This window comes from Thioalkalivibrio versutus, from assembly GCF_001020955.1.
Lineage (GTDB): Bacteria > Pseudomonadota > Gammaproteobacteria > Ectothiorhodospirales > Ectothiorhodospiraceae > Thioalkalivibrio > Thioalkalivibrio versutus.
The window spans coordinates 2,286,761-2,307,578 of sequence record NZ_CP011367.1 but is presented as its reverse complement, the minus strand read 5'-3'; the positions used below and the strand labels follow the sequence as shown (position 1 = coordinate 2,307,578).

The window sequence follows — 20,818 nt, the reverse complement described above, 5'->3', positions numbered from 1 at the left end:
GTTTTCGGGCAGTTCTATGACTGTCGGTAGACGAATGGTCCTGCGGGAACATTCCCCGCGTGCGCGGTTTCTATCGCCGGTCCTCGCGCGCCTCGCGTGCGGTCTGTCGGGCCGTGTCGCGCTTGTCTTCGATGCGTTGACGGTCGCGCTCGCTGGCATCCGAGGCGTCCATTCCCGCCTCGAACTGGCGCACGGCCTCCTCGTACTGGGCGCGATGAAAGAAGTATTCGGCCATGGCCTCGCGGCTGATTGCAATATACCCGGCCGCGTCCGCGATGTCCGCCTGCAGGCGCAGGAGCTCCGGATTGGGGGCCGCCTCGCGGCGGATCATGTCGGACAGGATGCGAATGGCGCGGTCGGGCTGCCCGAGGTCGCGGTGGACCCGGGCCAGGCGTTCGCGGATCACCGGGTGGCCGGGGTACACCGCGTCCAGATCCTCCAGCCGTTCCAGCGCCGCGCTGTGTTCGCCTTCCTCGCGCAGCAGTGCTGCGAACGCGAGTTCGAGGGTCAGTCCGGGGGCGTCCGCTGCATCGAGGCGTTCGAGCTGTTCGCGGGCGCGGCCGGGTTCTCCACGTTCGAGATAGGCGACCGCCGCCCCGTAGCGCTGCTGGGGCGAGGGGGTGTCCGTTGCGCGGAAGCGTTCCAGGGTTCGCCGGGGATCCTGCAGCGCCTGCATGCGCGCCTGCATCCACTGGAATTCGGGGCCGCGGTTGCGGGTGTCGCTGGCAGTCATCTGGTTTGCGCGGTTGCGGGCGTCGGTGATCCGGTCGAGGGTGACCGGGTGCGTGCGCAGGTACTCCGGCACCTGGTCGCCGACCCCGCGCGAGAGCTCTTGCAGGCGTTCGAAGAAATCGGCCATCGCATTGGGGTCGAAGCCGGTGCCTTGCAGTATCTGCATCCCGGCCCGATCCGCCTCGGCCTCGTTTGCGCGGGTGAAGTTGATCTGTTGCTGGATGCCGCCGGCCACACCCCCGGTAATGATGGCCGAGCCCAGGGTCGGATCCACCGCCGAGGCAAGGATGCCCGCCAGGATGGCGAGGCCGGTGGTGAAATTGATGTCGCGCCCGCGCGCGAACATGCGCGCGAGGTGACGTTGGGTAACGTGGGCGATTTCGTGTGCGACCACGGCGGCCAGTTCGGCCTCGTCGCGGACCTCCAGCATCAGACCCGCATGGATGCCGATAATGCCCCCGGGCATCGCGAAGGCGTTCACCTGGCTGTTGTCGATGGTCAGGAAGTAGAACGGCCCATCGGCGCTGGGTGCGTTGGCCAGCAACTGGCGTCCCAGGGAGTCGACATAAAAGACGATCTCGGGATCGGTCACCAGGGGGGCGCTGCGGCGGACCTCGCGCAGCAGGGAGCGGCCGAGCTCGCGTTCTTCCGCCGGGGTCAGTACGCCGCCGGAGGCCTCGCCCAGGTCGGGCAGGGAAACGCCACTGGAGTGGGCGGGTGGTACCGCCAGGCTCGCCACCACCAGAAGGGCGGCGAGCAGGAAATGGACAATAGAAGGCATGCCGCGAGGGCCGGCGGGCGCCGGCCCTCTGGTGTGGGCATGCCGGGGGCGGTCGTTACTTGCCAAGCCCCGGGGCCGACGAATAGGTGCGCATGCTGTCGCGGGTTTCCCACAGCTTCGGCTTGAGCATCGCCGCAGGCACCATGAACTTCTTGCGGTCCAGCACCTTGTGGGTGCGGACGAGCTTGATGACGTCGTCATAGTCCATCTTGAACAGCAGGCCCACGTCGCCGCCGGAGGTACGCCGCGCGATCATGTAGTTGTCCTGCATGTCGTGCACGTAGATGTTGGCAGGGCGCAGCTTGCCGTTTTCGTCTTTCAGCGTGACGGCATAGTGGCCGTCGACCTGGAATTCGCTCTTGTCCACCGGGATATCCTCCGCGAAGCAATGAAGCTGATGTGTCTGCATCAGCGTTTTCTAAAGCGTGGGCGACGATAGCAGAACTTTTCGTCCCGGGCGACCATCCACCTCTCCTCGCTTGGTCTTGTTTGCATTTCCGATCGGTTTCGCTATGCTCCGCGCCCACTCTTTGCGTAGAGCGGCCGCCGGTCAGAGCTCACGCGACGAGTACGGCATCCCCCGCAAGTGAACGACCCGGAGCGCAGCGTGTACGGATTTACCGAGATCACCCCGGACGAACTGGAACAGTGGCGCAACGAGGGCAAGAGCTTTCGTTTGCTGGATGTGCGCTCGCCGGGCGAGACCGGTCGCGGCATTATCCCGGGGGCCGAGCTTGTCCCGCTGGCCACCTTGCCGCTGCGCAAGGACGAGTTCACCGGTAGTGATGCGCCGGTGGTCATTTACTGTCAGAGTGGGGCGCGTTCCGCCCAGGCCTGCGCCTTTCTCGCCCAACAGGGGGTGGACTGTGCAAGCAGCCTGCGCGGCGGCATTGTCGGATGGGCCCAGACCGGAAAACCGGTGGTAAGCCCGGATTAGAATTCGGTTGTATTCCGATGCCGATTCGCCTATAAGGGGGAATTCGGTTGATTACCGTTCGGTAATGGCTGCAGCGCACAGGGCCCAACCGGACCGCAGTACACGACTGATAAAACGCACTCAAAGGAGAGAAACGATGGCCAACTTTGACCAAGAACTCGATGCTTCCGGCCTGAACTGCCCGCTGCCCATCCTGCGCGCCAAGAAGGCGCTGGCCGCGATGGACGCCGGCCAGGTTCTGCACATCATCGCGACCGACCCGGGCGCCGTGAAGGACTTCCAGGCGTTTTCCAAGCAGACCGGTAACGAGCTGATGGAGCACAAGGAAGAAGGCGGCAAGTTCTACTTCCTGATCAAGAAGGGCTAAGGCGCTTCAAGTGCTTGATTCGGGGCGGCAATTCGCAAGGGTTGCCGCCCCGAATCCTGAATAACGATGGTTGCCATGCGGTAACTGGATTGGTGCCTGGACGAGGTCTAGGCTGGCTGCGCAAGGTTCACAAGAAACCTGCATCGCCTAAAGCGAAGAGGTGTGAGATATGGCGACATACGCTGAGATGCAGCAAATCTTCGACGATATTCGTGGAGATTTTCGCTACGACCACGAGCTTAACGGCTGCCTGAACTGCGGCATCTGCACGGCCACGTGTCCGTCCGCCCAGTTCTACGATTACTCGCCGCGCGAGATCGTGCAGCTGCTCTGGACCGAGAACGTCGAGCAGATCTACGACGCGATGCAGGAAAAGATCTGGGCCTGCGCCCAGTGCATGACCTGTGCGGCGCGCTGCCCGTTCAAGAACTCCCCCGGTGGCCTGGTCGCGATCATGCGCGAAGTGGCCATCAAGCACGAGATGCAGTCCGCCAAGGACGTGCTTCGTCCGTTCGGCCGCGTCATGCTCAAGCTGATCACCACGGGGAACCAGCTGTCTCCCGATATGATCCAGCCCGATCACTTCCCTGACTGGGGCCCCAACATCCAGAAGGTGGAAGGTGATCTGCGCATCCTGCGCAAGGCGATTCCGGTGAAGACGCTGCAGACGGTCGAGACCGCCTGGGAAGTGTCCCTGAAGACCTCGGTGGAGATGTACACCATCTGGGAAATGACCGGAGTCCTGAAGTCCCTCGAGCTGATGGACGAGAATCTCTTCGACGTGATCGAAGACTTCATCGACGAGAAGCGCGAGGACTACGAAGACTGGCTCGAGGAGCAGGAAGAGGAAGACGACGAGTAAGTCGTCCACCGATTCCCGCATCCAAGACATCAGGAGAAGCGTTATGAGTGAACAGACCCCAGGCAATCACAACCAGAATGGTGAAGGCGCTGGCGCCGGCACGATGAAGCCCGGTTCCCACAACACCGACGGGCAGGGCATCGCCGGTCACGGTTCGTTCTTCCAGTCGACCGATCTGTCGAAGGAAGACGCAGTCAAGGCCACCGACTGGGTGCGCAAGCACGTCGACCGCCGCACCGTCGACCTTGGCGACCGCATGGACGACGTCCGCGAGCACATGTACGAGCTCGAGAAGGACGGCCAGATCATCATTCATCGCATCAACGATGAACACGAGCCGATGTCGGTGAAGACCCTGTTCGGCTGGGATAAGAAGATCCCGACCAAGCAGCTTTGGCACCACAAGTCCTGTGGGCAGTGCGGGAACATCCCTGGCTACCCGACCTCGCTGCTGTGGTTCATGAACAAGTTCGACTTCGAGCCGGGCAAGGACTACCTCGACGAAACCGACCAGACCTCCTGCACCGCGTGGAACTACCACGGCTCCGGTATCGGGAACGTCGAATCGCTCGCTGCCGTGTTCCTGCGCAACTTCCACCAAGCCTATGTCTCCGGCAAGCAGCACGGCCACGAGCTGGGTCATTTCTTCCCGCTGGTGCATTGCGGCACCTCCTTCGGTAACTACAAGGAGATCCGCAAGTACCTGATCGAGTCCGCCGAGCTGCGCGAGAAGGTCACCAAGATCCTCGGCAAGCTGGGTCGCCTGGTCGACGGCAAGCTGGTCATCCCGGAAGAGATCATCCACTACTCCGAGTGGGTGCACGTGATGCGTAACCGTATCGCTTCCGAGCTGCAGACCATCGACGTCTCCCACATCCGCACCACCGCCCACGTGGCCTGCCATTACTACAAGATGGTCCACGAGGACGCGGTGTACGATCCGACCGTGCTGGGCGGCAACCGTACCGCGATCATCACCTCCACCGCCCAGGCTCTGGGTGCGCAGGTGATCGACTACTCCACGTGGTACGACTGCTGCGGCTTCGGCTTCCGCCACATCATCTCCGAGCGCGAATTCACTCGCTCGTTCACGATGGATCGCAAGATCCGCGTGGCCCGCGAGGAAGCCAACGCCGACGTGATGCTGGCCAACGATACCGGCTGTGTCACGACCATGGACAAGAACCAGTGGATCGGCAAGGCACATAACCAGAACTTCCAGATCCCGATCATGGCGGAAGTCCAGTTCGCGGCCCTGGCCTGCGGTGCGGACCCGTTCAAGATCGTCCAGCTGCAGTGGCACGCGTCGCCCTGCGAGGACCTGGTCGAGAAGATGGGCATGTCCTGGTCCGAGGCCAAGAAGACCTTCCAGGAATACCTGAAGGAAGTCGAAGCCGGCAATATCGAATACCTCTACAATCCTGAACTCGCTTACGGGGGCAAGGTCTGATGCAGCAAGATACCGTTCTAGTAGTGGGTGGTGGGCCGGCCGGTCTGGCCGCTGCCGCCAATGTCAACTCGGCCGGCTACAAGGCCGTGGTGGTCGAGAAGGAAGACGTCCTCGGCGGCGCCCCGATCCTGTCGGGTTACGCCAAGCTGGTGCCTTCCGGCGAGTGGGCCAAGGACGCCATTGGTCGCATGGTCAAGCGCGTGGAAGACGACGCCAACTCGACCGTGCACAAGAGCGCCAAGGTCGAGAAGCTGGAAGGCGAGGCGGGTAACTTCACCGCCACGCTGACCAACGGCGAATCCGTCCAGGCGGGCGCCGTGGTCCTGGCAACCGGCTTCACCCATTTTGACTCCATCAACAAGCCGGAGTGGGGCTTTGGCACGTATGAAGACGTGCTGACCACCACCCAGATGGAACAGATGGTGGGCAGTGGCAAGATCGCCTGCCCGTCCGACGGCCGTGTGCCGGAGCGTGTCTGCATCCTGCTGTGCGTGGGCTCCCGTGACCGTCAGATCGGTCGCGAATGGTGCTCCAAGATCTGCTGCACCGTCTCCGCCAACCTGGCGATGGAGATCAAGGAGATCTCGCCGGAAACCGACGTGTTCATCTACTACATGGACATCCGGACCTTCGGCCTGTACGAAGACAAGTTCTACTGGAAGTCCCAGGAAGAGTTCAAAACCAAGTTCGTCAAGGCCCGTATCGCGGAAGTGACGGCCTCGGGCGACGGTCGCCTGCTGGTCAAGGGTGAAGATACCCTGGTAAAGCGCCCGATCATCATCCCGTTCGATATTGTCGTGCATGCCATTGGCATGGATCCGAACGCCGATAACCCCGAGCTTTCCCAGGTGTTCGGTATCGGCCTCGAGAAGCACGGCTTCATCGAGAAGGCCGAGCAGTACACCAACACCTGTGGCACCACCCGCAAGGGAATCTACTCCTGCGGTGCGGCCTACGGTCCCGAGACGATCGACGACTCGATCGCCCAGGGTGCCGCCGCCGGTGGCCGCGCGGTTGCGGATCTGCATGCGCTGGTTCAGAAAGCCGGCTGAGGTCGTCAGCGACGAGGCGGCTTCGGGGCTCGCCCCGGAGCCGCTTGAGGTTACCTTTGACAAGGAGATCCTCGCGTCCAAGCTCTCCACCCTGAAAGGGGCCATCGCCGAAGCGGGCGGGGTCGATGGGTTGGAGACGTTCATCGAGGCCTTGCGTTCGAAGCACGAAGTCTTTGCGGCGATCGTGGCCAAGGGCGACGAGATCGATGCAGAGGATGTTCGGGCCCTTGGGGGGCTGGTCTTTTCGGTTCGCCGGAAGCTGGTCACCCTGATGGCGGAACGGCAAGGGGCCCTGGTGGACGGGGTACGTGCCCTGGTCCACCCGGATGTGGATGTCAACGAACGCCTGGCCGCATTCGCGGACCTGGCGGCGGATGACAAGAAGCTGCGCCGGGCGATCTGGGACTTCGGTGCCGAGATCCTGCATTTTGCAGATCCCGAGGCTGTGCCACTGGCTTGCCGCTGGGTCTGGGATACGTCGACCACGACGGGGTCGTTGCGTGAGTTCATTCGCGCCAACGACACGCTTCGGTCAATCCCGATCGGGGAGTCAGTCGGTGCGATCGAAGGGGCGCGGCGCTGGTTTTACGAGGCGCTGGCGGAAGAGGGCTTTTACCGTGACCTGCCGTTTGTAACGGATCTGGTCTGGGTCCAGGCCTATTCGGACTACGCCCGATCGCTGTCGATGAGTTTAGGGATGATCGACAACCAGTTTGGTGGCAAGCAGGATCCGCTCGAGCTGGCGGTGAAGATGCTGGGGATCGATTCCCCGGAAGGTCGCCTGAAAGGAACCGATGCGTCGCTGCATTGAATAACGGAACGAACTTGAGCCTGGCAAGACAGGTTTTCGGAGAGACGTCATGGCAATACATGAAAAAGCACTGATCGAGGACGAACGACTCCAGCAGCACGACGAGCTGGTGGTCGACGGGGTGGATGTTTCCGGTCACTGGAACACCATGATTGCCCCGCGCACGGTTCGCGATTACGACGACGATTTCGAGGCGAAGATCCAGACCTACACGGGTGCGGAGAACGTGCACCGCTGCTGGCAGTGCGGGTCCTGCACCAACTCCTGCACGATGTACGCGCAGAATGTGCAGTTCAATCCGCGCTACTGGATCTACCTGACCCGGCTTGGCATGAAGGAAGAGCTGGTCAAGGACAAGGACATCATCTGGCAGTGCGTTTCTTGCAACAAATGCACGAACATCTGCCCGAAGGACGTGAAGCCGGAAGGCGTGATGAAGGCGCTGGCGCACTGGATGGAAGAGGAAGGGATCACCGAAAAGACCCCGTCCAGCATCTTCGATGAAGAGTTCGCCGACCAGATCTACAAGACCGGCCGCATCGAAGACGGCAAGGTGATGCAGAACTTCTTCAAGAAGACCGGCCAGCCGCTTCTGCAGGAATGGCTGAAGGTGTTCGTCTTCCGCATGATGAAGCACCTCCCGGTGAAGCACCTGATGGCGATGGGCTTCAACACGATTCATACGCCGCGCACCAAGTCCTGGGGCAAGACCGGGGACGTGCTGAAGAGTTACGTGCGCGAACAGAAGGAGGCCGCTCATGGCTAAGGTTGCTTACTATCCGGGTTGCGCACTAGAGGGCTCCGGTGGGCCGTACGATCGCTCCACCCGCGTGCTGGTGAAGGCGCTGGGGCTCGAGATGGAGAACCTGCGCGACTGGAACTGCTGTGGCGCCATGGAGGTGAAGAACGTTCACCCCATGCTGCAGACCTACCTGTCCGCACGGAACATGGCGATCGCCTCCGAGCAGATGGGCATGGACACCGTGATGGCCCCCTGCAACGGCTGCTATCACAACCTGAAGAAAGCCGAGTTCGAAACCGCCACGTCGGAAGACGCGATGAACACCGTGCAGGATCTTGCGCGTCAGTCGGATGATCCGGTCTACAGCGGCGACGTTCGTACCCTGCACCTGCTCGAGTGGCTGATGGAAGAACTCGGCCCGGAAGGCATCAAGCAGAAGATGACCAAGAGCCTGAACGGCATCAAGGTCGCGAACTACTACGGCTGCATGTACACCCGTCCGCGGCAGATCTTCCCGGAGAAGGACAATGGCCCGGGCTCCGACTCCAGCTATCAGCCGCACTTCATGGATGACCTTCTGGGCGCCGCGGGTGCCGTGAACGTCGAATATCCGTTGAAGACGTCCTGCTGTGGTGGTGCGCACACGTTGTCCGATTCCGATACCTCGACCCAGCTGGTGCTGAACCTGCTGCAGTCGGCGGAAGACTCCGGTGCGGAAGTGATCGCCACCGAGTGCCCGACCTGTCACTCCGGTCTGGAGATGCACCAGGTTCGTGCCGAGACCGAGTTCGGCATCAAGACCGATGTGAAGGTGCTGTACTTCACCCAGTTGCTGGGTCTGGCCATGGGCCTGTCCGCGCGGAAACTGGGCATTCACGAGAACGTGAGTGACTCGATTGGCCTGCTGAAGGAGAAAGGGGTCATTTGATCCCTGGACCCATGCCCGGCATGGCCCATCGATGAGTTTGGAAGACGGGCGCCTGGCGCCCGTTTTTTTGTGGAGGCACGGGTCCCCGCGGTCCCGGGAATGAGGCGAAACATGGATTGCAACGGCTGCGAGTTTCACCCTGAACTGTTCTACGACGACGAATTCCAGATCTGGCTTCGTCGCGAGGACGACGACACCCTGACCGTGGGGATGACCGACCTGTCGCAGACGATTGCGGGCAAGATCATCCACGTGCGGGTGCGGCGGCCGGGTACGCGGCGACCGCCGGGCAAGCCGGTTGCCACGATCGAAAGTGGAAAGTGGGCGGGTCCGATCCCCAACTTCATCGACTGCAAGATTGTGGAGGGGAACGAGGAAGTGCTGGAGAACCCGGTGCTGCTGAATTCAGATCCCTACAATGCCTGGATTGCCCGAGTCGAGCCCACCAACGGGATCGAGGCCGCGCTGGAGGTGTTCCTGACCGGGGACAAGGCCGAGGAAGGCTACTGCAAGCGGGCCAAGGACGATGACATCCAGTGCCAGCGCAAGCTGCGGTGAGCGGGACCATGGCTGATATCGACGACGATTATTACCTGGACAACGACGAGCAGACGGTCGTGATCATCATGACCTCGGGCCCGTCGACGCCCGGCCGTTGCGCCACGCCGTTCTATCTCGGCGCGGTCATGGCCTCGATGGATGTGCACGTGCACATCTTCTTCACCATGGAGGGCGTGCGCCTGATGGAGCAGGGTGTAGCGGATGATCTGCGGGCCATGGAAGACGGCAAGTTGATCAAGGACTTTATCCAGGACGCAAAACGCGCAGGCGTGCGCTTGCACGTTTGCCAGCCCGCTCTGCCGGGGTATAGAATCGACGCGTCTTCGGATCTCATCGACGATGTCGATGAAGTGAATCGGGCGAGCGAGTTAGCCGACCTGATACTACGCAGTGATAAAACGATAACGTTTTAATTTTCCCGCTTTATTTGAATATTCCTGGAGGAAGACATGGGTGCAGTTCGGGGTTGTGATATTCCGGAAGATCTGATGTACAACGTTGAAAACAACGTTTGGGTGCGCAAGGAAAGCGACGGTACCGCCACCGTCGGTCTGACGTCCTACGCCTGTTCGCTGGCGGGCACGATTGTGTCCTACACCCCGAAGAAGGTCGGCAAGACGGTCAAGAAGGACAAGTCCTGCACCACCGTCGAATCCGGCAAGTGGGTGGGTCCGGCCAAGACCCCGGTCACCGGTGAAGTCACCGAGACCAACGACAAGGTTGCGGGTAACCCGGGCCTGATCAACGAAGATCCCTACGGCGAAGGCTGGCTGATCAAGCTGAAGCCGGAAGACTGGGATGGCGAAATCGGCGATCTGAAGACCGGTTCCGACGCCCATGCGGCCTTCGAAGCCAAGATGGAAGCGGACGGTTTCGGCGGCTGCTAAGCCCCGATCCGGTCCGGGCCGCTGACCCGTTGCGGTTGGCGGCCTCTTTTTTTCGGTAATACCCGAGTAAAACCTTCAAGAAATGCGCCGACCCGGAGACCGCCGATGACAAGCTGGAACGATGTAATCCAGCGGGTAGAGCCCCTCGAGGACGTCCCCGTCGATCCGTTGCTGGTTGATGACCTCCAGCATAGCCTGCAACACGCCGGGGATCCGGGTTCGGTGCATTTTTATACCCCGACCTTCAAGTCCTACCAGTCCAGCGAGCTGGCCGATTGTGGCAAGAGTGCGTGGCCTGCGATGTCCATCACCGGTGGCGATTGCAAGCTGGCCTGTGATCACTGCAAGGCCAAGATCCTGGACCCGATGATCCCCGTCCGCACCCCGGAGGATCTCTGGCGCCAGGTGAATGGCGTGATCGAGTCCGGCGCCCAGGGCATGCTCCTGACCGGTGGCTCGAATCATCGCAACGAGGTGGAATACGACCCGTATTACTCCACCATCCGGCGCATCAAGGACGAGTTCCCCGAATTCCGCATTGCCATGCATACCGCACTGGTGGACGACGACATTGCGCTGTCCATGGAACAGGCGGGAATCGATGCGGCGATGATGGACGTCATCGGTGCCCAGGACACCATCACGCAGGTCTATCACCTGCGGCGCAGCGTGGACGACTTCGAGCGCACGCTCGAGAGCCTGGTGAACACCAACATGAAGGTGGTCCCGCATATCGTGATCGGCCTGCACTACGGCAAGCTGCTGGGCGAGTGGAATGCGCTCGAGATGCTGACGCGCCACCTGCCGGATGCCGTGGTGCTGGTGGTGGTCATGCCGTTCTACGCGCCGGCCAGTCGCCCGTTCGAGACCCCGGACGTGCATGCGGTGGGCCGCTTCTTCCACGACGCCCGCGCGCGCTTGGGTGATACCTCGCTGCTGCTGGGCTGCGCCCGTCCGCCGGGCGAGGCCAAGAGCCAGATCGACAGCTACGCCGTGATGGCGGGCCTGTCCGGGATCGCTCACCCGGCGGAAGGGGTGGTGGAACTCGCCGCGCGCCTGGGCAAGAAGGTGCGCGTGACTCCGGCCTGTTGCTCGATCGCTGTCGGGGACGAGGTGATGGCCGAAGACGCCGGCGCCGCCAGTGGCGTCGAACTGGACCTGGACACCATCGTGGCCGAGGAAGCCCGCCGTCGCGAGCAGGAGCGCAAGGCGCGCCAGGGCCTGGGCGGTATTCGCATCGTCACCGAGGGGGGCGAGGTTGCAGCCGGAGGTGGATGTCATGCCTGAGCGTGACCAGACGACCCTGCGCATCCTCGACACCGGGCTGCGCCCGGCCGCCGAGAACATGGCGTTCAACCGCGCCCTGCTGGAATGTCATCAGGAAGGCGCATCGCCGCATACCCTGCGCTTTTTGCAGTTCCAGCCCTGTGCCCTGGTGGGGTTCCACCAGAACGTGGACCAGGAGATCAACACCGAGTACTGCCAGGAGAACGGCATCGCCATCCAGCGCCGCATCACCGGCGGTGGTGCGATCTATTTCGATGCCACCCAGCTCGGTTGGGAATTGTATCTGGACAAACGCTTTCTCGGTTCGGCCGACATGGGGCAGATTGCCGCGCGCATCTGTAACGCCGCGGCGGCCGGCATGCGTTCGCTGGGCGTGGACGCGCAGTTCCGCCCGCGCAACGATATCGAAGTGGATGGTCGCAAGATCTCCGGTACCGGCGGCGCCTTTGACGGCGATTCGATCATGTACCAGGGCACGTTGCTGATCGAGTTCGATGTCGAGGACATGCTGCGCATCCTGCGCATCCCGGCGGAGAAGCTTTCCAACAAGGCCATCGAGTCCGCCCGCGACCGGGTGGTGAACCTCGCCACGCTGCTCGACGAGATGCCCGCACTGGATGTGGTCAAGGAGGCCATTGCGCGCGCCTTCGCCGAGGAGTTCGGGGTGCGCACCGAAGCCGCCGACCTGCTCCCGGAAGAACGCCGCGCCTTCGACGAGGCGCTGGCCGACATTGATACCGAAGAGTGGGTGTATCAGCGCAACCGTCCGGCGACCGATGCCCCGATGTTCGAGAGCATCTCCAAGTCCGATGGCGGGCTGATGCGGGTGGGCGTGGCGCTGGACCCGGAGCGCAAGCGTCTGAAGCAGCTGTGGATTACCGGGGATGTCTTTGTGAAGCCGGCCCGCACGATCGCCGATCTCGAGGCGGCCCTGCGGGATACGCCGCAGGCGGAGATGGAGGAGCGCGTGCGCGCCTTCTTCGCCGAGCGCGACGTCGAGATGCTCCAGCTGAGCGCGGATGACTTCATCGCCGCGATCCAGTCTGCGCTGGCGCAGGCCGAGGTCGAAGCGGTCGCGGAATGATGAACGGAACGCGAGGTTTTCGCTAATGCTGCCCGCCGCGGTGGATGTGCTGGTCGTTGGTCTGGGCCCGGGCGGGGCCTCGGCCGCGCGTGTGTGTGCCGAGGCCGGGTTGTCGGTGCTTGCGGTCGAGCGTAACAAGGCCTTCGGCGAGCCGGTGCAATGCGCCGAGTTCATCCCCAACCCGATGGGCGCGTACGCGCAGCCCGACGGCGTGTTGCTGCAGCGGATCGACGCGATGCAGAGCTTCCTGCCCTCCGGCGCGGTGGAACATTCCGACTTCCCGGGCCTGATGGTGGATCGCGGCGAGTTTGATCGCGCCATCATCCGTGCCGCCGAGGCGAACGGGGCGCAGCTGGTGACCTCGACTCCGCTGGTGGCGGTGGACGCGGAACGTCATACCGCCCGGGTGAAACACGCCGGTGCCGAACACGAGATCGGCTACCGCGTGCTGATCGCGGCCGATGGGCCGCATTCGCCGGTCGCCGAATCACTGGGCCTGCCGGCCCTGCCGACGGTGCAGACCCGCCAGTACACTGTGCCGCTGAACAAGCCCTACACCGCCACCGATGTCTGGCTGTCCGATGATTACCCTGGCGGCTACGCCTGGCTGTTCCCCAAGGGCCAATGGGCCAATCTTGGCCTGGGCGCGGACAAGCGCATTGCCGGTGATCTCAAGGCGCCGCTGGAGTCCCTGCATGCCCAGCTGGTCGATCAGGGTCTGCTGGGCGAGGAGATCCGCTACCGCACCGGCGGGGCGATCCCGGTCGGCGGCCTGCGCGACTCGCTGATCGCGGGAGACGTGCTGTTCGTCGGCGACGCGGGTGGCCTGACGCACCCGATTACCGGTGCCGGTATTGCCGCCGCGGTGGTTTCGGGCGAGGCCGCCGGCGAGGCCGCGATCGGCCACCTGGAAGGCGACGCCGAGGCCCTGGCCGACTACGACGAGGACATGCGCGACCAGTACGGGCCGGCGCTCGATCGCGCCTGTGAGCGGCGCGCCTTCCTCAACGAACACTGGCGAACCCCGCGGGCGCAGGAAGATGCCACTCAGCGCCGCGGATGGATTGCATTTTCCGAGTATTTCAACGATGGTGACCGGGCCGCGTAATCGGCCCCGGTCGACGGATGCCTGACATCCCCGAGACAACGCTGGAGGAATTCCATGAGTGCAAGTGCAGAGGAGATGGTCGCGCCGATCAACTTTTATCGGCCCGACTATCACATCAAGACGCCGGACATGCGTTCGCCGGAGTACGTGCAGATGTCCACCGCGGCCGCGATCACGCTGGGCCTGGTGCCGGGCACCATGCATCGCACGTCCTGCACGCACTGCCTGAATCTCCTGGTCACGTACCCGGAAGGGTGTCGTGCCAACTGTTCCTACTGCGGCCTGGCCCGCCACCGCGAGGAATCGCGGGATTACGCCGACCGCAACTTCATCCGCGTCGACTGGCCCACCGCCAAGTACGACGAGGTGATCGAACGCGTGAAGAACCACGCCGACGGCGGCCAGTTCGAGCGCATGTGCATCTCCATGATCACGCACCCGAATTCCGATGCCGACACCGTCGAGCTGCTGGAGCGCTGGGTCGCCGAGGTCAACCATATCCCGGTGTCGATCCTGTCCAACCCGACCACCATGAGCTATGAAGACCTCCAGCTCCTGCGCGACAAGGGTGCGGACATCTTCACCGTCGCACTGGACGCGGTGACCCCGGAGATCTTCGAGCGCACCCGCGGCAAGGCGGTCGAGAGCCCGCATAGCTGGGACAAGTACTGGCAGTCCATCGAGTGGGCCGCCGAGATCTTCGGGCCGGAGAAATTTGGCGCGCACCTGATCTGCGGCATGGGCGAGACCGAGGAAGAGATCCTGCAGGTCTGCCAGCGCATCCGTGACCTGGGCGGCCACAACCACATGTTTGCCTTCTTCCCGGAAGAGGGCTCGCTGATGGAAGACTGGAACCCGGTCCCGCGTGACCAGTGGCGCCGCGTGCAGCTGGGTCGCTTCGTCATCGACTACGCCGGTGGCCGCATCGACGACATGAAGTTCAATGCCGACGGTCAGGTCGTGGACTTCGGTCTGCCGCAGGCCGAGGTGGAAGAACTGATTGCCTCCGGCAAGCCGTTCCAGACCTCCGGCTGCCCCGGCAAGTCGGACGAGGAGGTCTCGGCCTGCAACCGCCCGTATGGCGATTCCAGCCCGACGGACATCCTGTCCTTCCCGTTTGCGCTGAACTCGACCGATGTCGGCTTCGTCCAGCGGCAGATGGCCGGGGAGGATGTCGGCACCTTCGACTTCGACGCCGACGAGGCGGAAGACGAGAAGACAGCCTGAAATCGATAGTGGTAGTATCCAGCGAAAGCCCCGGAACCCCCGGGGCTTTCGCACGTCAGGGGATCAATAAGACTTTTTGAATATTCAGGTTTCGAGCAGGGTTATCAAGGCCATTCGTTCGAGTGCCCTTGAACACACCTGCCGAAAAACTCGCGCCACGGTCGGTCACCGGGACGCGGGCCGTGGGAACACCACCAAGACCGGACCGGCGGCGATACAAGGGGGCCGCGCGGAACCGGGGTGTTTGCACAACACAACAAGAAGACCACCAAAGGAGATACAAAATGGAAGCACGCATCATTCGCCGCAGCTTGGTGACGATCGCGGTCGGCCTGGCCATGGGCTCCGCCGGCGTCGCGCACGCCACCAACGGCTACTTCGCCCACGGCTACGGCACCAAGGCCAAGGGCATGGGGGGCGTCGGCATGGCGATCTCCCAGGATTCCTACGCACCCGCGATCAACCCGGCCGGCATTGCCGGCATGGAAACGCGCATCGACGGTTCTCTGGCCTACTTCCGTCCCGAACGTTCGGTGACTATAGATAGCCAGATGGGTTCGATGAAAGTGGATTCGGATAGTAAGAATTTTTTCATCCCGTCGCTCGGCTATGTGCAAAAGATTGACGAGAACCGCTCCTGGGGCATTGCTCTGATGGGGAATGGGGGCCTAAATACAGACTACGCGGCCCCGCTTTTCGATGAAACGGGCCAAGCCACTAGCACGGGCGTCAACCTGGAACAGATCGCTATCATTCCCACGTATGCGCAGAAGTTTGCCGATGGTCGGGTAAGCGTCGGTTTCAGCCCGATCATTAGCTACCAGCGTTTTGAGGCAAAGGGGCTGGAGGACTTCAAGAATCCTGTGGCCTCGGTCGATGAGACTCGAGTCAGCGATAATGGCACTGACAGTACCTGGGGCTATGGGGCGCAAATTGGTTTCCAGGCAGAAGTCGCCGATGGCGTCACCCTGGGTGGTAGTTATCGGTCCAAGATCCGAAACAGTGATTTTGATGACTACAGCGGTTTGTTCGCGGATGGCGGAAGCTTCGACATCCCGTCTACCTATGGTCTCGGTATCTCAGCGGAGGTCACGCCTGCCGTGACGCTTAGCGCCGACTACGTTCGGATCAATTACTCCGACGTCGATGCGATCTCCAACCCCAGTACCAATCAGACCCAGTTGGGTTCGCCGAACGGTCCAGGTTTTGGCTGGCGTGATATCAACATCATCAAGCTGGGTGCGCAGTTTGAAACCGGCAATGACTGGACCTGGCGTGTTGGCTACAATCGTGGTCAGAATCCGATTCGGTCCCGAGATGTTGCGTTCAACATCCTGGCGCCGGGTGTGATGGAAGATCATTTCACGGCCGGCTTCACCAAGAGCTTTGGTTCGCAGCATGAACTGAGCTTCGCGGCCATGTACGCGCCTTCCAATAGCGTCACCGGTTTCATTGATGAGCAAGGGACCACTGCGAAGATTGAGATGAAGCAGTACGAGCTCGAGATCGGGTACGCGTACCGGTTCTGATCGGGAGGCCCGGGGCGGTCGCCTGACCGCTGCGGGCTTCGGTGTTGTGCGCCCGGGAGGGGCGCCTGGCCTTGAGGGGAAGGCCGGAGCCGCCAGGGAGGGCGGGCGACCCCGAGGTTCGTGACGCACTGGGGGTGCGTTCCGGGCCCTTCTTCCTGTCGAGCATTCCGCTCGAACCTATTAGTGAATTCAAAGGAGGATGCCATGCGAGCAATCCACGCCTTGCGCGGGAGCGTCCGTGCGGTCGGCATGGTCGCGGCGGTTGCGCTGTTCGCGGCGAGCCAGACCGTGGCGGCCGAACCCTATCGCCCGTTTGTACTGGCCTACACCGAATCGGGGACCGATGTCTCCGGCGAGGCTGCCAGTGTGCGGGAACGCCTGGAGGGGGCCGATTTCCGGTTCCTGGGCGAATACCCCGTCAGTAATGACCGACACGTAGTCGTGGTCACCCACGATGATCTGCTGTCCGTCGCCGGCTCGGAGGCGCGGGGCGGCTATATCGCCCCGATCCGCGTGGCCGTAACCGCGGTCGATGGCGAGCTGCAGGTGAGCTACAACAACCTGGAGTACTTCCGTCACGCCTATCGCCTGGATCGTCCGGTGACGAGTGTCGCCAACCGCCTGTCCAGCACCCTGGGTGCCGAACGCGAGTACGGTTCCGAAGGCGGACTGAGCGAACGTGATCTCGGCCGCTATCGTTATACCTTTGGCATGGAGCGCTTTGATGCCCCGTACGAGCTGGCCAGTCATGGCTCCCGGCGGGCGGCGCTGAGCGAGCTGGATGGCAATCTCGCATCCCGGGTCGCCGGGGTCAGCGAGGTCTACCGGGTGGACATCCCGGGGCAGGACGTCACCGTGATCGGCGTGGCCGTGCGCGAGGCCGACGGGGCCGACCAGGACTCGGCCGACCTGCACCAGCTCGGCATCGTGGATGTGGGCGAGTTCCGCCATACCGCGACCGTGCCGCTGGAGATCATGGTCCGCGGGGGCGAGGTGGAGGCGCTGCACATGCGCTTCCGCAAGGCGCTGCATTTCCCGGATCTGCGGATGCTGGGGGACAACAGCTTCATGCGTCTGCGCAGCTCGCCCGGCGCGCTGGAGGAGACCCTGAAGGCGGTCGCCGGCTACCAGGAGCAGGAAGATAGCGGATTCGAGTGGTAACCCCGCTATAATCCGTTCGCGCCAAGGAACGGCGCAAGGGGTGGCGGAATTCCCGCGTACCCCACTCAAGAACCCCGGTCTGCCGGGGTTTTTTTACGGCCCGGGCACGCAGTTGTTTTATGCTCCCGCAACACTCGCGGCAGGATGTACATCCATGAAATCGATGAAGATCGCCAATATTGGCGAGATCCGCAACGAACTCAACAAGTACAAGAAGGGCAAGAAGCTCGATATCCATCAGTTCAACCAGGTCGCGCGCCTGGCCTGGCTCGGAAAGATCGTGATGCAGCCGCTGGATCTGGAGGATGCCGAGTGCAAGTCCTTCCTGGTCTACATCCAGGAGCCGGAAGAGCTGGCCGCGCACTTTCTCGACACCGACCAGGAACTGTCCGGCGGCATCCATATCATCGATGGCGAGCAGGCCATGGCCATGGTCGAGATCATGCGCAGTGGGGTCGAGGAGCGTGCCAAGCTGTACGAGGATCTCTCACGCAGTGACTTCTATTTCCGTTACTTCTACCAGCCCGGCCAGGAGGACAAGGCGGACGATCCCGCTGCCGGCCAGGACAAGACCGAGGGCTGACATTTGGTCGCATCGACGGTGACCCCGGAGTGGATCGACGCCGGGGCTCGCTCCGCCGAGGAACTCCACGCGCTGTATGCGGGGCTGGCGAGCATGACCTCGCCGGACGCCCCCCCGCGCGTACTCTGGACGCACGCCCGCGAGCCACATATTTCGGTCGGCGCCAGCCAGGATGCTGCGTCCGATCTGGACCTTGCGGCCTGTGCGGAGCAGGGCGTCCCGGTGGTGCGGCGCCCGCTGGGCGGTGGCTCGGTCTGGGTGGATGCCGATCAGGCCTGTTTCTTCCTGATCCAGCCGCGTCATGTCCTCGCTCGGGGGCATCGCCACTTGTTCGCGATGGGCCTGGGCATTGCGATGGATGTCCTGCGCGAGCTTGGGCTGGAGGGCGTGGAGGCGCGGGGTCAGGATGTCTGGGTCCAGGGGCGCAAGATCATGGGCACCGGCGCGGCCACGCTCGACGAGGGCTGCGTGTTCGGGGCCAGCTTCCTGCGGCACTTCCCGGTCGAGCGTTTTCTCGCCTGTGTCCATGCCCCTAGCGAGGGCTACCGCGACTGGCTGCGCCCGGCGCTGGAGACCGGCATGACGGATTGCGCCCGTCAGTGCCCGGAGCCGCCCGAGCCCGCGCAGGTCGAGGCCGCCCTGCGCGCGGTCCTGGAGCGCCGTTTCGGCGTGCCGGTGCGGGTGATCGAGCCGGACCAAGACACCATCGAACAGTGGCTGGCGGCCGGGCGCGAGGAGCTCGAGGATCTGGCCGACGGGCAGGGGTCGCCTGCGGTGCGCGACGGGATTCGGGTGAACCGCGACAACCACGTGTTCGAGACCCGCGGGGCCTGTGGGCGCCTGCGCCTGCACGTCGAGGGCTCGCACATCGCACGGGTCTGGTGCGAGGACCCGGCGACCACCGCCATCCTCGAGGAGCACCTGATTGGCGAGTCCCCGGAGCGCTTGCGCGTGCGCTCGCGCCTGAACGGCCAGCTCGACGCCCGCATGGTCGACGAGATCAGTGCCCGCATCGACGGGCTCTATCGCGGAATCGCGGCGGCCTGACCCGCCCATTTCGTTACCCACGAACGCCGGAGATGCCCTATGTCCGAACCGACGATCGAACGCCGCCTGGAGAAACGCGTCATCCTGATGACGCAGGATGACGGCTTGACCGAGCGCATGCAGGCCCACCTGCCGCAGGGCTGGCAGTTACACCGTGTGACCGACCTGGATGAGCTCGGTCCGTGGAACGAGATCCTGCTGTATCGCTTCCTGCTGCTGGATCTGGACGAGATCGAGGCCTTCGACCCGCTGGACGTGATCCGGATGCTGCGCATGGAATACCAGATCAATCTTCCGGTATTCTGCTTCGGCGGGGATCAGGACATCCAGGACGAGATGCGCCTGGCCCGCGCCGATCGTTTCTTCGGGCGCGACGAAATGATCGACAAGCTTCCCGAGTTCATTCGCCAGTACGACTGGTAACGGGCCCCGGTCCGGCCCGAGGGTCGGACGCAGCGTTACAGGGAGATCGTGGCATGGAACCCATCATCCGGGTGCGCGGGCTGTACAAGGTCTTCGGGCCGAACCCGCAGGAAGGCCTGCGCCTGATCGAGGACGGCCTGGACAAGGACACCATCTTCGAGCGCACCGGCAATACGGTGGGCGTGAAGGACTGCAACCTCGATATCGCCGAGGGCGAGATCTTCGTGGTGATGGGGCTGTCCGGATCGGGCAAGTCCACCCTGGTGCGCCTGCTTAACCGCCTGATCGAGCCCACTGCCGGCACCGTGGAGGTCCGTGGGCGTGACGTCACTCGTATGAGCCAGCGCGATCTGATCCGGTTGCGCAGCGAGGATCTGGCGATGGTGTTCCAGTCTTTCGCCCTGATGCCGCACAAGACCGTGATCGACAACGCCGCGCTGGGTCTGGAGATCGCCGGGGTCGGCCGCACCCGGCGCCGTGAACGCGCCCAGGAGGCGCTGGACCAGGTGGGTCTCAAGGCCCATGCCCGCAGTTATCCGGATGAACTTTCCGGCGGGATGCAGCAGCGCGTGGGCCTGGCCCGTGCGCTGGCCACCGACCCCTCGATCATGCTGATGGACGAGGCCTTCTCGGCGCTGGATCCGTTGATCCGCACCGAGATGCAGGACCGCCTGCTGGACCTGCAGCGCGAGCACCGACGTACGGTCGTGTTCATCTCCCACGATCTCGACGAGGCGATCCGGATCGGGGATCGCATCGCCATCATGCAGGGGGGCGAGGTAGTGCAGGTCGGTACGCCGAAGGAAATTATCACGCACCCGGCCAACGAATACGTGCGCTCGTTCTTCCACGGCGTGGACATCACCCAGGTATTCCAGGCCTGCGACATCATGGACAGCGAGAACATCCCGGTACTGGATGCCGATACCACGGCCGGTGAGGCGCGCAACCGCATTGCCCACGTGCCGGGTAACGAGGCCGTGATCGTCGATGCCGGCGGGCGCTTCCAGTCCGTCGTCCAGGCCAAGCGTCTGGGCGAGCTTACCCTGGATCGCGCCGCCAGCGAGGTCGCGGTGGAGGTGGAGCCGGTCCCCGAGGATACGGCGCTGGCCGACCTGCCGCGGCGTGCTGCGCAGAGCCCGGTATCCATCCCGGTGGTGGATGGCGAGGGCCGGTTCCGCGGCCTGGTAACCCTGCAGCGCCTGGTCGAGGCCCTGGACCGCAGCCGCAACGCGGCCGCCGCGAACGGAGATTACTGA

At 63.2% G+C, this 20,818-nt stretch carries 23 protein-coding genes; 21 read left to right on the top strand and 2 right to left on the bottom strand.

Translation table 11 applies throughout. The features are described 5' to 3' along the window. Positions 1-70: 70 nt before the first annotated feature. The gene (locus TVD_RS10670) at positions 71-1,513 is read right to left on the bottom strand and encodes a M48 family metalloprotease (protein WP_047251580.1); all 1,443 of its coding nucleotides are present in this window, start codon (positions 1,511-1,513) and stop codon (positions 71-73) included. 55 nt (positions 1,514-1,568) lie between these two features. Then, entirely contained in the window at positions 1,569-1,922 is a 354-nt protein-coding gene (locus tag TVD_RS10665) for a hypothetical protein (RefSeq protein WP_018144011.1), read from the bottom strand. Between the two features lie 198 nt (positions 1,923-2,120). On the opposite strand from TVD_RS10665, the gene TVD_RS10660 reads away from it, so the two are divergent. The 21 genes from TVD_RS10660 to proV all read left to right on the top strand — a co-directional run bounded on the left by TVD_RS10660 (position 2,121) and on the right by proV (position 20,818). After that, the gene (locus TVD_RS10660) at positions 2,121-2,450 is read left to right on the top strand and encodes a rhodanese-like domain-containing protein (RefSeq protein ID WP_019563460.1); all 330 of its coding nucleotides are present in this window, start codon (positions 2,121-2,123) and stop codon (positions 2,448-2,450) included. Between the two features lie 136 nt (positions 2,451-2,586). Then, positions 2,587-2,817: a sulfurtransferase TusA family protein gene (locus tag TVD_RS10655; protein ID WP_018144009.1), complete on the top strand. Its 231-nt coding sequence runs from the start codon at positions 2,587-2,589 to the stop codon at positions 2,815-2,817. 187 nt (positions 2,818-3,004) lie between these two features. Continuing rightward, on the top strand, positions 3,005-3,679 hold the full coding sequence (locus tag TVD_RS10650; protein ID WP_017941141.1) for a 4Fe-4S dicluster domain-containing protein: 675 nt from the start codon (positions 3,005-3,007) through the stop codon (positions 3,677-3,679). A gap of 43 nt (positions 3,680-3,722) precedes the next feature. Then, the gene (locus TVD_RS10645; RefSeq protein WP_018168413.1) at positions 3,723-5,129 is read left to right on the top strand and encodes a heterodisulfide reductase-related iron-sulfur binding cluster; all 1,407 of its coding nucleotides are present in this window, start codon (positions 3,723-3,725) and stop codon (positions 5,127-5,129) included. Between the two features lie 23 nt (positions 5,130-5,152). Further along, entirely contained in the window at positions 5,153-6,181 is a 1,029-nt protein-coding gene (locus TVD_RS10640) for an FAD-dependent oxidoreductase (protein ID WP_018168414.1), read from the top strand. After that, entirely contained in the window at positions 6,120-6,992 is an 873-nt protein-coding gene (locus tag TVD_RS10635) for a hypothetical protein (RefSeq protein WP_018951141.1), read from the top strand. The genes TVD_RS10640 and TVD_RS10635 overlap by 62 nt, the downstream gene beginning before the upstream one ends. Before the next feature lie 49 nt (positions 6,993-7,041). Further along, positions 7,042-7,758 carry a 4Fe-4S dicluster domain-containing protein gene (locus TVD_RS10630; RefSeq protein WP_018938848.1) on the top strand — a complete coding sequence of 239 codons (717 nt, stop codon included), beginning with the start codon at positions 7,042-7,044 and terminating at the stop codon, positions 7,756-7,758. Continuing rightward, positions 7,751-8,662, top strand: a complete 912-nt coding sequence (locus TVD_RS10625; RefSeq protein WP_018144004.1) for a CoB--CoM heterodisulfide reductase iron-sulfur subunit B family protein — start codon at positions 7,751-7,753, stop codon at positions 8,660-8,662. Before TVD_RS10630 ends, TVD_RS10625 begins: the two co-directional genes overlap by 8 nt. A gap of 111 nt (positions 8,663-8,773) precedes the next feature. After that, complete coding sequence (locus tag TVD_RS10620) at positions 8,774-9,220, top strand: biotin/lipoyl attachment domain-containing protein (RefSeq protein ID WP_018168416.1); 447 nt, start codon at positions 8,774-8,776, stop codon at positions 9,218-9,220. A gap of 8 nt (positions 9,221-9,228) precedes the next feature. After that, positions 9,229-9,636 carry a DsrE family protein gene (locus tag TVD_RS10615; RefSeq protein ID WP_047251967.1) on the top strand — a complete coding sequence of 136 codons (408 nt, stop codon included), beginning with the start codon at positions 9,229-9,231 and terminating at the stop codon, positions 9,634-9,636. Between the two features lie 75 nt (positions 9,637-9,711). Further along, entirely contained in the window at positions 9,712-10,110 is a 399-nt protein-coding gene (locus TVD_RS10610) for a glycine cleavage system protein H (protein WP_018144001.1), read from the top strand. A 105-nt stretch (positions 10,111-10,215) separates the two neighbouring features. Then, the gene (locus TVD_RS10605; protein WP_047251579.1) at positions 10,216-11,397 is read left to right on the top strand and encodes a radical SAM protein; all 1,182 of its coding nucleotides are present in this window, start codon (positions 10,216-10,218) and stop codon (positions 11,395-11,397) included. After that, positions 11,390-12,481, top strand: coding sequence for a lipoate--protein ligase family protein (locus TVD_RS10600; RefSeq protein WP_047251578.1), 1,092 nt, complete (start codon positions 11,390-11,392; stop codon positions 12,479-12,481). Before TVD_RS10605 ends, TVD_RS10600 begins: the two co-directional genes overlap by 8 nt. A 25-nt stretch (positions 12,482-12,506) precedes the next feature. Further along, on the top strand, positions 12,507-13,589 hold the full coding sequence (locus TVD_RS10595) for a geranylgeranyl reductase family protein (RefSeq protein ID WP_047251577.1): 1,083 nt from the start codon (positions 12,507-12,509) through the stop codon (positions 13,587-13,589). Positions 13,590-13,643: 54 nt separating this feature from the next. Then, positions 13,644-14,816 carry a radical SAM protein gene (locus TVD_RS10590; protein WP_018938853.1) on the top strand — a complete coding sequence of 391 codons (1,173 nt, stop codon included), beginning with the start codon at positions 13,644-13,646 and terminating at the stop codon, positions 14,814-14,816. A gap of 284 nt (positions 14,817-15,100) precedes the next feature. After that, a complete protein-coding gene (locus tag TVD_RS10585; RefSeq protein ID WP_047251576.1) occupies positions 15,101-16,345 on the top strand; it encodes an OmpP1/FadL family transporter in 1,245 nt (414 codons plus the stop codon). 204 nt (positions 16,346-16,549) lie between these two features. Further along, complete coding sequence (locus TVD_RS10580) at positions 16,550-17,506, top strand: hypothetical protein (RefSeq protein ID WP_047251575.1); 957 nt, start codon at positions 16,550-16,552, stop codon at positions 17,504-17,506. A 154-nt stretch (positions 17,507-17,660) separates the two neighbouring features. Continuing rightward, a complete protein-coding gene (locus TVD_RS10575) occupies positions 17,661-18,089 on the top strand; it encodes a hypothetical protein (RefSeq protein ID WP_018143994.1) in 429 nt (142 codons plus the stop codon). A gap of 3 nt (positions 18,090-18,092) precedes the next feature. Continuing rightward, a complete protein-coding gene (locus tag TVD_RS10570) occupies positions 18,093-19,136 on the top strand; it encodes a lipoate--protein ligase family protein (protein ID WP_018143993.1) in 1,044 nt (347 codons plus the stop codon). 39 nt (positions 19,137-19,175) lie between these two features. Continuing rightward, positions 19,176-19,559, top strand: coding sequence for a hypothetical protein (locus TVD_RS10565; RefSeq protein WP_047251574.1), 384 nt, complete (start codon positions 19,176-19,178; stop codon positions 19,557-19,559). 53 nt (positions 19,560-19,612) lie between these two features. Beyond that, the gene (gene proV, locus TVD_RS10560) at positions 19,613-20,818 is read left to right on the top strand and encodes a glycine betaine/L-proline ABC transporter ATP-binding protein ProV (RefSeq protein WP_047251573.1); all 1,206 of its coding nucleotides are present in this window, start codon (positions 19,613-19,615) and stop codon (positions 20,816-20,818) included.